This window comes from Flavobacteriaceae bacterium (assembly GCA_003443635.1).
In the GTDB taxonomy this organism is placed as follows: domain Bacteria; phylum Bacteroidota; class Bacteroidia; order Flavobacteriales; family Flavobacteriaceae; genus AU392.
This window is the reverse complement of record CP031964.1, coordinates 2138883-2153474: the sequence shown is the minus strand read 5'-3', so window position 1 is coordinate 2153474 and position 14592 is coordinate 2138883. Positions and strand designations below refer to the sequence as shown.

At 32.0% G+C, this 14592-nt stretch carries 10 protein-coding genes; 4 read left to right on the top strand and 6 right to left on the bottom strand.

Going from position 1 to position 14592, the window contains the following annotated elements:
- Window positions 1-5 precede the first annotated feature (5 nt).
- Complete coding sequence (locus tag D1817_09790) at window positions 6-920, bottom strand: glutaminase (protein AXT20157.1); 915 nt, start codon at window positions 918-920, stop codon at window positions 6-8.
- Window positions 921-2003: a glycine cleavage system aminomethyltransferase GcvT gene (gene gcvT, locus D1817_09785; protein AXT21264.1), complete on the bottom strand. Its 1083-nt coding sequence runs from the start codon at window positions 2001-2003 to the stop codon at window positions 921-923.
- Between the two features lie 235 nt (window positions 2004-2238).
- Between gcvT and D1817_09780 the strand changes: the two genes are divergently transcribed.
- Window positions 2239-3861, top strand: a complete 1623-nt coding sequence (locus tag D1817_09780) for a M24 family metallopeptidase (GenBank protein ID AXT20156.1) — start codon at window positions 2239-2241, stop codon at window positions 3859-3861.
- A gap of 32 nt (window positions 3862-3893) precedes the next feature.
- Window positions 3894-5441, top strand: coding sequence for an NAD(P)H-hydrate dehydratase (locus tag D1817_09775; protein ID AXT20155.1), 1548 nt, complete (start codon window positions 3894-3896; stop codon window positions 5439-5441).
- Window position 5442: 1 nt separating this feature from the next.
- On the opposite strand, the gene D1817_09770 is transcribed toward D1817_09775, so the two are convergent.
- Together D1817_09770 and D1817_09765 are read right to left on the bottom strand one after the other, a co-directional pair.
- Window positions 5443-5832, bottom strand: a complete 390-nt coding sequence (locus D1817_09770; GenBank protein ID AXT20154.1) for a hypothetical protein — start codon at window positions 5830-5832, stop codon at window positions 5443-5445.
- Between the two features lie 85 nt (window positions 5833-5917).
- Window positions 5918-8473 carry an ATP-dependent Clp protease ATP-binding subunit gene (locus D1817_09765; GenBank protein ID AXT20153.1) on the bottom strand — a complete coding sequence of 852 codons (2556 nt, stop codon included), beginning with the start codon at window positions 8471-8473 and terminating at the stop codon, window positions 5918-5920.
- Between the two features lie 260 nt (window positions 8474-8733).
- Between D1817_09765 and D1817_09760 the strand changes: the two genes are divergently transcribed.
- Entirely contained in the window at window positions 8734-11277 is a 2544-nt protein-coding gene (locus D1817_09760; protein AXT20152.1) for a DNA gyrase subunit A, read from the top strand.
- 12 nt (window positions 11278-11289) lie between these two features.
- Window positions 11290-12564 carry a tetratricopeptide repeat protein gene (locus D1817_09755; protein AXT20151.1) on the top strand — a complete coding sequence of 425 codons (1275 nt, stop codon included), beginning with the start codon at window positions 11290-11292 and terminating at the stop codon, window positions 12562-12564.
- 62 nt (window positions 12565-12626) lie between these two features.
- Here D1817_09755 and D1817_09750 read toward each other — a convergent pair whose 3' ends face one another.
- Complete coding sequence (locus D1817_09750; protein AXT20150.1) at window positions 12627-13379, bottom strand: hydrolase Nlp/P60; 753 nt, start codon at window positions 13377-13379, stop codon at window positions 12627-12629.
- Window positions 13380-13388: 9 nt separating this feature from the next.
- Window positions 13389-14567, bottom strand: a complete 1179-nt coding sequence (locus tag D1817_09745) for an acetyl-CoA C-acyltransferase (GenBank protein AXT20149.1) — start codon at window positions 14565-14567, stop codon at window positions 13389-13391.
- Window positions 14568-14592 lie beyond the last annotated feature (25 nt).

Here is a 14592-nt window from a genome sequence, read left to right as displayed (position 1 = left end):
AGAGATTAAAAAATTGACAATCCGGTTTTTGAAGTGAATAACTCTAAAGCTTTCATGCCTAATAAAGAATTTCCTTTTTTATTTAATCCTGGCGACCAAACAGAAATGGTATAAACATTTGGTAATACAGCAACAATACCCCCGCCAACACCACTTTTACCAGCTAAACCAACATCAAAAGCAAAATCTCCTGCTTCGTCATAAAACCCACAAGTAAGCATAATTGCATTAATACGCTTGGTTTGACTAGGCGTTACATGCTGATTATTTTTCATGCATTTACCATGGTTGGCAAATAGATGAAATGCTTTAGATAGCTGACTACAACTCATTTCTATAGCACATTGATGAAAATAGAAGTCCAAAACAACATCTACATCATTTTTTAAATTACCGAAAGATTTAAGTAGATTTGCTATTGCTATATTTTTAAAACCTGTTACTTTTTCTGAATGTGCAACAGTCTTATTGTAATTTATACTATTGTCACTTGTTAGTTCCCTTACATAATTTAAAAAATCTTGTTTAGGATTCTCTAAATTTGAAACTAAAATATCTGCAATAACAATAGCTCCAGAATTTATTAATGGATTCCTGGGGATACCATTTTCTTGCTCTAATAATGATAAATAATTAAAAGGATTACCTGAAGGCTCCACACCTAAACGTTTCCAGATAGTATCACCTAATATTGAAAATGCCATGGAAATAGCAAATACTTTAGAGATACTTTGTATAGAAAATAAGCTATCTGAGTTTCCGACGGTATAACTTTTTCCGTTAATCAAATTTAGACTAATCCCAAAATTAGCATCATTTACATGAGATAATTCTGGGATATATGAAGCAACTTTGCCCTTGTATTCAGCTTTACTTAAAGTTGAATAAATATCGTTTAAAATTGCCTGGTAATCTTGCATTTAGTTTTTGTAAAATGGAAGTTTAACGACTGTAGCCGGAATTGCATTTTTACGTACTTGTATATTTATTTTACTGCCAACAGCAGTAAATACAGTTGGCACATATCCTAACCCAATTCCTTTTCCTAATGAAGGAGACATGGTACCAGAAGTAACTTCTCCAATTTTATTCCCGTTACCATCAACAATATCATATCCTTGACGAGGAATTCCGCGTTCATCTATTTCAAAAGCAATAAGTTTACGTTCAGGACCACGAGCTTTTTCTGCTTCTAAAGCTTCACTATTTGTGAATGTTTTAGTAAATTTTGTAACCCAACCTAAACCTGCTTCAAATGGAGAAGTAGTATCACTAATATCATTACCATATAAACAATATCCCATTTCTAATCGTAAAGTATCTCTAGCGGCTAAACCTATAGGTTTAATACCAAAATCTGCACCAGCTTTAAATACATTCTCCCATACTTGCTCTACTTCAGAGTTTTTACAATAGATCTCAAAACCACCACTACCTGTATATCCAGTTGCAGAAATAATTACGTTTTCGATACCCGCAAAATCACCAACTATAAAATTATAAAATTTAATCTCAGATAAATTATGACTAGTAAGCGATTGCATTGCTTCTACAGCTTTTGGTCCTTGTATCGCTAATAATGAATATTCTTCAGAAATATTTTTCATTTCTGCTCCCATTGTATTTTTAGATTGAATCCAGTTCCAATCTTTTTCAATATTACTGGCATTAACTACTAGTAAATAGGTTTCTTCTTTTATTCTATAAATAATTAAATCATCAATAATACCACCATTGTCATTTGGCAAGCAGCTATATTGTGCTTTCCCTATCGTTAATTTAGTAGCATCATTACTACTTACACTCTGTATAAGATCTAAAGCATTTTCGCCTTCAATTAAAAACTCACCCATATGCGAAACATCAAAAACACCAACGGCATTTCGTACGGTTTCATGTTCGATATTTACACCTTCGTACTGTACAGGCATATTATATCCTGCAAAAGGAACCATTTTTGCACCTAGTGCTTCGTGAATTGATGTTAAGGCTGTATTTTTCATATCTGTTTTATGTTTATGCAATATTTTTTGATTAAACTACTTTTTTTGTGAGTAGCAAAACTACATAAAATCTAATGAAACTCTTTTATAAAACTTCTGTTAAAAATCGAGCGTAATTATGTAATATTCCGTAATTTCAAACCTTCAAAAAAGTAGAGTCTATAACTAAGAAAAATCATTCAAGAAGATGATTCTATGGACGATACAATGATTACTAAAAAAATAATACAAACAGATGAAAAGCCAACTTACCTTTATTATTGCAGTACTTACTGTTATTACAAGTTTTGCTCAAAATGGAATTCCTAAAGATTATCTAACTAAAGAATTTCATAAAGAACGCAGAGAAGCATTGCGTAGTAAAATGGAAAAAAATAGTGTTGCAGTATTTTTTGCAAACCCTGTACGTAATCGAGCTAATGATGTAGAATATGTGTATCATCAAGACCCTAATTTTTATTATTTGACGGGTTATAAAGAACCTCATGCAGTATTGGTTATATTTTCGGAAAATCAAACTAATGCAGAAGGCAAAACTTATAACGAAATTTTATATGTTCAAGAAAGAAATGCAGCAGCAGAACAATGGACAGGGCGTCGTTTAGGAGTAAAAGGCTCACAAGAACAGTTGGGGTTTGAAATGGCGTTTAACGGTAGAGATTTTAAAAATTCAGGTATCACATATGAAAAATTTGACAAAGTAATGTTTAATAACTTTCAAAATGATTATAGGGATTCTGCAAGAGATGAAGCCGACTTATTTAGTTTAGTTGAAATTTTTAAAACTCAAGTAAATTATGGAGAATACGCCAATAATGCCACACGAGAAAGAATTTACGAACTCATAAAAAGTACAAATGTTGAGAATAGTGCCAATGTTGCACAAACAATAGGTCGTGCCATTGAAACTAATCCTGAATTAAAGAATGATAAGATTATAAATAATTATGTAAACGCTTCTGATCCAAAATTGCGATTAGAATTAAAGCAACAAGCCATAGCGGTTAAACCAAAAAGTAATATAGATACACGAACACTTTCTACGATTATGGCTGGTTTAAGACAGATTAAAACCGAAGAAGAAATGAAATTGCTTACTAAAGCAATTCGTATTTCTGCAATAGGGCAACGTGAAATTATGAAAGCTATGCACGTTAATATGTCTGAAATAGAAATACAAGGTGTTCATGAATTTATCTATAAAAAGTATGGTAGTGAATATGAAGGTTATCCATCTATTGTAGGTGCTGGAGAAAATGGTTGTGTACTACATTATATAGAAAACAATAAACTTAAAGTAGAAAATGATTTAGTGCTAATGGATTTAGGAGCTGAATATCATGGCTATTCTGCAGATGTGACTCGAACAATTCCAGCAAATGGTAAATTTTCTGAAGAGCAAAAAACAATTTACGATTTGGTATACGATGCCCAAGAAGCAGGAATTGAAGCAGCTCGTATTGGCAATAGTTTTAGAGCACCAGGTAGAGCAGCTTCAAAAGTATTAACAGAAGGTTTATTAAAATTAGGAATAATTAAAAACGCAAATGAAGTAAGACGGTATTTTCCTCACGGAACTTCTCATTATTTAGGATTAGATGTCCACGATCCAGGATTATATCAAGATTATGAAGCTAATATGGTAATTACTGTCGAGCCAGGAATCTATATTCCTGAAGGAAGCCCTTGTGATGAAAAATGGTGGGGAATAGCAGTACGCATAGAAGATGATATTTTAATTACAGAAAACGGACCTGTAAATCTCTCTGGAGAAGCACCACGTAAATCTGAAGATATTGAAGCTTTAATGAAAGAAACTAGCGTATTAGATGGGTTTAAATTACCAAAACTAGATTAATTTACTTCAATTTTATAATAGCGTTTCTTTAAATGAAAATATTTTCTAAAGCTCAGATTTATGAAGGAATTAGAGTAATGTCTGAAAGACAAGGTATCTCTTCAACAGATTTGATGGAGCGAAGTGGTACTCAAATTTTTAATTGGTTGCATGCTCGTATGCAAGGTGCTCAAGTACCAATACATATATTTTGTGGAATTGGCAACAATGGAGGAAGCGGCTTAGTAATAGCAAGACATTTAATAACACATGGTTACAATGTAATTACTTATGTGACTAATTGTAGTGATAAGCGTTCTAAAGATTTTTTAATTAATTATGATCGCATAAAAAATGTAACAAAAGATTGGCCTAAATTATTAACCTGTAAAGAAGAATTCCCTGAAATAGGTCGTGATGATATTATTGTAGACGCCGTTTTTGGTATAGGATTAAATCGCCCTATTGATGATTGGATTATAGCACTTTTTGAACATTTTAGAGCATCTAAAGCTTATACATTATCTGTAGATATTCCATCAGGTTTGTTTTTAGACAAAGCTCCTGAAAATGAAGCTGCAGTAGTTACAGCTGGTTATACATTAAGTTTTGGAACCCCTAAGCTAGTATTCTTTTTACCAGAAACAGCAAAATTTACAGTACAATGGGAAGTCATAGATATTGGAGCAGATCTTGAATATATTAACTCTACTATTAGCGAAGCAGAAATATTAGGGAAATTAGAAGTTTTACAACTTTACAGACCAAGAGAAAAGTTTTCTCATAAAGGAGATTTTGGGCATAGTTTAATTATTGGAGGAAGTTATGGCAAAATAGGAGCATCGTTGTTGGCTAGCAAAAGTGCATTAGTTTCTGGAGCAGGATTGGTAACTGCTTTTATTCCTAAATGTGGGTATACTACATTACAATCTGCTTTACCCGAAGCTATGGTAATTACTGATCCTGATGAAGAGTTAATAAGTACTATTAAATTTGACATTGAACCAACAGTAATTGCATTTGGAGTAGGGGTAGGAACTCATAAAAAAACAATTGATGGATTTAAAGCATTTTTAAAAACTAATAAAATTCCTTTGGTTATAGATGCCGATGGCATAAATATATTAGCCAAACATAAAACATTATTAAAGCAACTGCCTGAGAAAAGTGTGTTAACACCACATCCTAAAGAATTAGAAAGATTAATAGGAGCTTGGGCAAACGATTTTGATAAATTATCTAAAGCCAAAGCATTTGCAAAGAAATATGATATTGTTTTAGTGGTTAAAGGAGCACATACGATTACCGTATTTGATGACAGATTATATATTAATTCTACAGGAAATCCGGGACTAGCCACTGCAGGTACAGGAGATGTGCTTACAGGTGTTATTACTGGATTAATATCGCAAGGATATGACCCCTTAATGGCTTCAATATTTGGTGTATACTTACACGGGAAATCTGCCGATATTGCTTTAGAAGATTTTGCGTATCAAAGCTTAATAGCTAGCCATGTGATCGATTATTTAGGAGAAGCTTACTTAGGTTTGTTTAAACAACCTGAGCAAATAAACCAATCAGAAACTGAAACTAAATAATTTATTTTTTTATAGTACTATTGTTATTATTATTTAAAGTATTTGCCCAAGTTACGGCTTCTTCAATGGTGTAGAAAATCTCAAAAGGCTTGGTTGTAAATATTTTTTCCATCTCGGCATTGTTTAAAGCTATTCTATTTGCAGATACAACTGCAACACCAGTTAGGTTTTTTATTTGAGATATTTCTGTATAAACAGCTGGATCTACAGCATATGAATGAATACGATGTGCTATGTAAATAAAGTTCTTATTTGGGAAATATTGATCAATCACTTTATTAATGATCTTGTTTACTTCAGAAGTTACCGTAACTCCTTCATTCATAACAGATATGATATAATTTTCAAATACTTTAATATTCCCAAAATCATAGCTTAAAAGAACTCTCATACTTTAAAATTATCATTTTTTAGGTTAATAAAAAAGCTTCATATGATAATATATGAAGCTTTTTATATAACAGTTTGAAAATCAATTATGATTCTGCTGATTTTTCTGCACGTTTAATTTTTACAATAAGCTCTGTTTCATCTTTATTTAAATCCATAGTAATAACGTCCCCATCATTGATTTTTGATGTTATAATTTCCTCAGCTAAAGCATCTTCAATATACTTTTGAATGGCCCGTTTTAAAGGACGTGCGCCATATTGTTGATCGAAACCTTTGTCTGCAATAAATCCTTTAGCTTTTTTACTGAGTTTGAGTATATATCCAAGATCTTTTATGCGACTTAAAAGCTTTGTTAACTCTATATCAATAATTTTATTAATATCTTCTTTTTCTAGAACATTAAACACAACAACATCATCTATTCTATTTAAGAATTCGGGAGCAAATGCTTTCTTAAGCGCATTTTCTATAACACCTCTAGCATTGGTTGAAGCTTGAGATTTTTGTGCCGCAGTTCCAAAACCTACACCAGTGCCAAAGTCTTTAAGTTTACGAGCTCCAATATTTGAAGTCATAATAATAATAGTATTACTAAAATCTATTTTTCGCCCTAAACTATCGGTTAAAAAACCATCATCTAAAACTTGTAAAAGCATATTAAAAACATCTGGATGTGCTTTCTCAATTTCATCCAAAAGAACAACAGCATATGGTTTACGCCTTATCTTTTCAGTTAATTGTCCGCCTTCTTCATAACCAACATATCCTGGAGGTGCTCCAATTAAACGAGAAATAGCAAATTTCTCCATATATTCACTCATATCGATTCGTACAATAGAATCTTCACTATCAAATAACTCGCGAGATAGTACTTTAGCTAATTGTGTTTTCCCAACTCCAGTTTGTCCTAAAAAAATAAATGAACCAATTGGCTTATTAGGATCTTTTAATCCAGCACGGTTACGTTGAATTGCTTTTACAACTTTATTTACTGCTTCATCTTGACCAATAACCTTACCTTTAATAAGTTCAGGTAATAAAGCTAATTTGTTACTTTCAGTTTGAGCAATACGATTTACAGGTATTCCTGTCATCATAGAAACAACATCTGCAACACTTTCTTCATCAACTATTTCACGATGCATTTTAGAATCGTCTTCCCATTTGGCTTGTGCATCTGCTAAGCTTTTTTCTAATCGCTTTTCGTCATCACGAAGTTTTGCTGCTTCCTCATATTTTTGTTTTTTTACAACAGAAGTTTTAGTTAATCTAACATCTTCTAATTGATTTTCTAATTCAAGAATTTGTTTAGGAACGTCAATATTAGTGATATGCACACGTGAACCAGCTTCATCTAAAGCATCAATAGCTTTGTCTGGTAAAAAACGCTCCGTCATATAACGATTAGTTAACTTTACACAAGCTTCAATTGCTTCAGGAGTATATTCTACATTGTGATGTGATTCGTATTTCTCTTTTATATTATTTAAAATCTCAATAGTTTCTTCAACAGTAGTAGGTTCTACAATAACCTTTTGAAATCGTCGCTCTAAAGCACCATCTTTTTCAATATATTGTCTGTACTCATCTAGAGTAGTAGCACCAATACATTGTATCTCTCCTCGAGCTAATGCAGGTTTAAACATATTTGAAGCATCTAAGCTTCCTGTAGCACCACCAGCACCAACTATAGTATGAATCTCATCAATGAAAAGAATGATATCATCATTTTTTTCAAGCTCATTCATGACTGCTTTCATACGTTCTTCAAACTGCCCGCGGTATTTTGTCCCAGCGACTAAACTTGCTAAATCTAAAGTTACGACGCGCTTATTGAATAAAATACGAGATACTTTACGGCTTACAATTCTGTTTGCTAATCCTTCTGCAATTGCAGATTTACCAACTCCAGGCTCACCGATTAAAAGAGGATTATTCTTTTTACGTCTACTCAAAATTTGAGAAACACGTTGTATTTCTTTTTCTCTACCAACAACAGGATCTAATTTTCCTTCTTCTGCCATTGCTGTTAAATCACGGCCAAAATTATCAAGGACGGGTGTTTTGGATTTTTTTGTCGCTTTGGCAGATGATTGACTAAATGGGTTATCTTTTCCTTCTTCACTAGAAGATGCATCTTCATTTGGAAAAGATTCTGCTTTAGGTGATTCTATAAAATCATCATTACTGTCATTAGTAATCATATATTTAAACTGTTCTTTCACGTTATCGTAATCTACTTTAAGTTTATTTAAAAGTTTTGTAGTGGGGTCATTTTCATTTCTTAAGATACATAATAACAAATGAGCCGTATTAATAGATGTACTTTGAAATAATTTAGCTTCTAAAAAAGTTGTTTTTAAAGCACGTTCTGCTTGTCGTGTTAAATGTAAATTCTTCTTTTCGTTAGAAGATACAGTGATATTGGGATTAGCAGGGCTTAATATTTCTACTTTTCGTCTTAAATGACTTAAATCTATATCTAAAGCACTTAAAATATCTATTGCTTTTCCGTTACCATCTCTTAAAAGACCTAACATTAAATGCTCGGTACCAATAAAATCGTGGCCTAAACGTAAGGCTTCTTCTTTGCTATATGCTATAACATCTTTTACTCTTGGGGAAAAATTATCGTCCATAAATCAATTCTTTCTGCATTAAAAATAATAAAAAACATAAGTATAAAGGCAAAAACTATACCTTTTTACTTAGTATATGGCTAATTGACAAAAAAACTCTATTAAATAAAAATATTTAACACCATATTTATTAACGAAAAACATTCTAAAAATTGTTGATAAAAAGTCTTAAAAAAACAGCTTATTTTAATGACTCAAGATTAACAAAATCCTTATATTAGCTCGGTTTGAAAACCTACAAAAACTAATTAATTTATTATATGGCAGAAGGAGAGAAATTGATTCCAATTAATATTGAAGATGAAATGAAATCGGCTTACATTGATTATTCAATGTCGGTCATTGTGTCACGTGCATTACCAGATGTACGAGATGGATTAAAACCTGTTCACAGACGTGTACTTTTTGGTATGCATGAATTAGGTGTTAGAGCAACAGGTGCTCATAAAAAATCAGCAAGAATTGTTGGAGAAGTTTTAGGAAAGTATCATCCACATGGTGATACATCTGTATATGACGCTATGGTGCGTATGGCTCAAGATTGGAGTTTACGATATATGCTAGTAGATGGTCAAGGAAATTTTGGTTCTATCGATGGTGATAGCCCAGCTGCAATGCGTTATACGGAAGCACGTATGCGAAAAATATCTGAAGATATGCTTGCAGATATTGATAAAGAAACGGTAGATCATAAATTAAATTTTGATGATACTTTAAATGAGCCTACGGTTTTACCTACTAGAATCCCTGGACTTTTGGTTAATGGAGCTTCGGGTATCGCTGTTGGGATGGCTACCAATATGCCACCTCATAATCTATCTGAAGTAGTAGATGGCACAGTCGCTTATATAGATAATACTGATATAGAAGTAGATGAATTAATAACACATGTTAAAGCTCCGGATTTCCCTACTGGCGGAACAATCTATGGTTATGATGGTGTTAGAGAAGCATTTAAAACGGGTAGAGGACGTATAGTAATGCGTGGTAAAGCCATTATTGAAGAAGTTCAAGGTAGAGAATGCATTATCGTCACAGAAATTCCTTATCAAATAAATAAAGCAGATATGATTAAGAAAACTGCTGATTTAGTAAATGATAAAAAACTTGAAGGAATTTCTACAATTAGAGATGAATCTGATAGAAGCGGGATGCGTATTGTTTATGTTTTAAAACGAGATGCTATACCAAATATCGTTTTAAATAAGTTATATAAATATACAGCATTACAATCTTCTTTTAGTGTAAATAATATTGCTCTTGTAAATGGGCGTCCACAATTATTGAATCTAAAAGATATGATTCATCATTTTGTAGAACATCGACACGAAGTTGTAGTTCGCAGAACAAAATATGAATTAAGAAAAGCTGAAGAAAGAGCACATATTTTAGAAGGGTTAATTATAGCATCTGATAATATAGATGAAGTAATACGATTAATCCGCGGATCGTCTAATGCAGATGAAGCAAGACAAAAATTAATTGATGCTTTTAAATTAACAGAAATTCAGGCGAAAGCAATTGTAGAGATGAGATTGCGCCAATTAACTGGATTAGAACAAGATAAATTAAGAAATGAATATGATGCTTTATTAATAACTATTGCAGATTTAAAAGATATCTTGGAGAAGAAAGAGCGTCGAATGGATATTATTAAAACTGAGTTATTAGAAGTTAAAGATAAATATGGAGATGAACGACGTTCTGTAATTGAGTATGCAGGAGGTGACCTATCTATAGAAGACATGATTCCTAATGAAAAAGTAGTAATTACTATTTCTCATGCTGGATATATTAAACGTACTTCTCTTAATGAATATAAAACTCAAAATAGAGGAGGAGTAGGTCAAAAAGCATCAACAACACGTAATGAAGATTTCTTAGAGCATTTATTTGTTGGAACTAATCACCAATATATGCTGTTCTTTACTCAAAAGGGTAAATGTTTTTGGATGCGTGTATATGAAATTCCTGAAGGAAGTAAAACATCTAAAGGGAGAGCAATTCAGAACCTAATAAATATAGAACAAGGAGATAAAGTAAAAGCGTTTATTTGTACTCAAGATTTAAAAGATGAAGATTACATAAATAATCACTATGTGATTATGGCTACTAAAAAAGGTCAAGTTAAAAAAACTTCATTAGAGCAATATTCTAGACCTCGAACTAATGGTATTAATGCTATTACAATAAAGGAGGAGGATGAATTATTAGAAGCAAAACTTACTACAGGTGAAAGCCAAGTAATGCTAGCTTTAAAATCTGGAAAAGCCATACGTTTTGAAGAGGCTAAAACTAGACCGATGGGAAGAGGTGCATCTGGAGTTCGTGGAATTAGATTGGCAAATGAAAAAACCGATGAAGTAATTGGTATGATAGCTGTAAATGACATGAAAAGTAATATCTTAGTAGTCTCAGAAAATGGATATGGAAAACGCTCTAGTTTAGAAGACTATAGAGTTACTAATAGAGGAGGTAAAGGAGTGAAAACGATTTCTATTACTGAAAAAACTGGTAATTTAGTATCTATAAAAAATGTAACTGATGATGATGATTTAATGATCATCAATAAATCTGGAATAGCAATTCGCATGGCTGTTGAAGATTTAAGAGTAATGGGAAGAGCAACACAAGGTGTTAAATTGATTAACTTAAAAAATAGTGATTCTATTGCGGCAGTTGCTAAAGTGATGCATGATGAAGATAATGTTGATGAAAATGATGAAATAGAGAATGTTACTGATAATGGCACAGCTATTGATACTGAAGAAAATGATAACAATAAACAAACTGATAATAATTAAAATTCACTAAAAATGAAAAAATATGTTGTAATGAGCGTAGCATTAATGATTGGCTCATTAATTTTTGCACAAAAAAAAGAAGTTAAAGCAATAGAAAAAGCAATTAAATCTGGTGATTTTGCTACTGCAAAATCTGGAGTTCAAGTTGCTGAAGGACTTTTATCTGCAATGGATAATAAAACTAAAGCAAAGTTTTACTTTTTAAAAGGACAAGCTCTATATGCTGATGGAAAAGGTACAGATAATGAGCTAACTGAATCTATTAATGCTTTTAATCAAGTTTCTGATATTGAAAATGAGTTAGGTAAATTTATTTATAAACCTCAAATAGAAACCATTAAACAAGGGATTATTGGTAATCTATATGAAAAAGGGCAACAATTCTTAGAAGAAAAGAATTTTAAAGAAGCTTCTAATAGTTTTGAAAAAGCCTACAGAGTATCTCCAAGAGATACTGTTTACTTATACAATTCAGCTTTACTGTCTCAGAATGGACAAAACTTTGATAGAGCATTAGATCTTTATGACGAATTGATTAAATTAGGCTATACAGGTATAACAACAGAATATTATGCAACAAATAACGAATCTGGAAAAGAAGAATTATTTCCTAGCAAATCTTTAAGAGATGTAGCTCTTAAGTCTAGTTACAGTAACCCTAAAGATGAAAAGAAAGAATCTAAAGTTGGTGATATAGTAAAAAATGTTGCTCTAATTTATGTAGCTCAAGGTAAAAACGATGAAGCAATTAAGGCTATAGAGAGAGCAAAATCTATTAATCCAAATGACTTTAGTTTGTTAACAGCTGAAGCTAATATTCAATATAAAATTGGGAATAAAGATAAATACAAAGAGTTAATTCAAAAAGCTATTGAATTAGAGCCTGATAATGTTGATTTAATATATAATTTAGGAGTTGTCGCTTCGGAAGTTGGTGATGTTGAAGATGCGAAAAAGCATTATGATCATGCACTTAAATTAGACCCTAAATACATTAATGCATTAATGGCTAATGCATTATTAATAATTAGTCAAGAGCAAGGAATTGTAGATCAAATGAATAGTTTAGGAACTTCTTCGGCAGATAATAAAAAGTTTGATGAACTACAAGCTCAGAGACAAAAACTTTATACAGATGCTATTCCATATTTAAATAAAGCATTAGAAGTTAATCCTAAATATTTAGATGCTGCAAAAACATTAATGAATCTTTATGGAGCTATCGATGACTCTGAAAAATTTAATGAAATGAAAGCTAAAGTTGCAGCCATAGAAGCTGGAAACTAAGATAGTATTTTCAATTATAAATAATAAAAAAAGCCGTTCTTTTTAGGAATGGCTTTTTTTATTTATATGATTTTTTTAATAACTCTTAATTTATGAGTATGCATTTTCTTTTCTACATTATAAATACCAGTATGATCTAAACGATCGATTCTAACTTTTCCGTGAGCGTGAATAATGTAATTATCTTCCATTATGATACCAACATGAATAATATCTCCTTCTGAATTATCAAAAAAAGCTAAATCTCCTGGCTCACTTTCTTCAATAAAACTTAAGGCTTCACCTTGTGTTGCCTGTTGAGAAGCATCTCTTAATAACTTATAACCATTAAGTTTATAAACCATTTGAGTAAAACCTGAACAATCTATTCCAAAAGGTGTTTTACCTCCCCATAAATAAGGAGAATTTAAATACAAGTAAGCTGTAGCAATTAAGTTTGATTTACCAACAACTCCTTTTGAAGAATTGCCATCATAAGAATGCCTTAATAAAGATAGTCCCATTAAAGATGCTCCTAGTGGAATTGGATATAATAATTCATCATCGTTTCCTTGAACATATTCGACTAAATCGGTAGACAACACGTCTTCAGTATTAGTTAAAACTTTATAATCATTTTCTATAATTTCCTTATACTGTTTATTGTCAATCCAACCTTCATATTTATCAAAAGCTAATCGAATTCTACTCCATTTTTTGCGTTGCTCTAAAACTTTAAAAACTTCACCATACAATACTTGAGAAACTAATTCTGAAGTATCATTCGATTCTGATCTTAAAGGGACAATGCTTAAATTGCAGATTCCGTATTGCATTCTATATAATTAATTACGCTCAAGTACAATAGCTGAAGCACCACCACCACCATTGCAAATTGCAGCAGCTCCAAATTTAGCATTGTTTTGCTCTAAAACACTAGCCAATGTTATTAAAATTCTTGCTCCTGAACACCCTAATGGATGACCAAGAGATACAGCACCACCGTTTACATTTACTTTATCATCGTTTATCCCTAATATTTTCATATTAGCTAAACCAACAATAGAAAAAGCTTCATTAAGTTCGAAAAAGTCTACATCGTCAATACTTAAATTTGCTTTTGCTAATGCTTTTGGTAATGCCTTTGCTGGAGCGGTAGTGAACCATTTAGGTTCTTGGGCTGCATCTGCATAACTTTTAATTTTTGCAATTGCTTTAAGTCCTAATTCATCAGCTTTATCCTTGCTCATTAATACTATAGCAGCTGCTCCATCATTTATAGTTGAAGCATTAGCAGCAGTTACGGTACCATCTTTAGTAAACGCTGGACGTAAAGCAGGAATTTTTTCCATTTTCACATTAGTATATTCTTCATCTCTACTAACTATAATAGCATCTCCTCGACGTTGAGGTACTTCTACAGGAACTACTTCATTATCAAATTTACCTGCATCCCAAGCTGCTGCAGAACGATTATACGATTGTATAGCAAAATTATCTTGATCTTCTCTTGAGAATTCATGTTCAGTAGCACATAAATCCGCACAAGTACCCATTGCATTTTCATCATAAGCGTCTACCAATCCATCTTTTTGCATCCCATCAATAAATGTAGCTGGACCAAATTTTGTTGCAGATCGAGCATTGTAATAGTGAGGAATTAAACTCATATTTTCCATACCACCAGCAACAACAATTTCTGCATCTCCAAGAGCAATTGTTTGAGCTGCTTGTATTACAGATTTCATACCAGAAGCACATACTTTATTTACGGTTGTACATGGTACTGTATCTGGTATTCCTGCATATATAGCTGCCTGTCTAGCTGGAGCTTGACCAGTTCCGGCTTGAACAACATTACCCATTAAAACTTCTTCTACTTTACTAGGCTCTAAATTTATTTTTTGTAATGCTCCTTTTATAGCTATGGCACCTAATTTTGGTGCTGGAATTGTAGATAGTGCTCCCATAAAACTTCCTATAGGAGTTCTAGCAACAGATACGATAACAACCTCTTTATTCATCTTTATTTTTTTAAAAAATTATTGT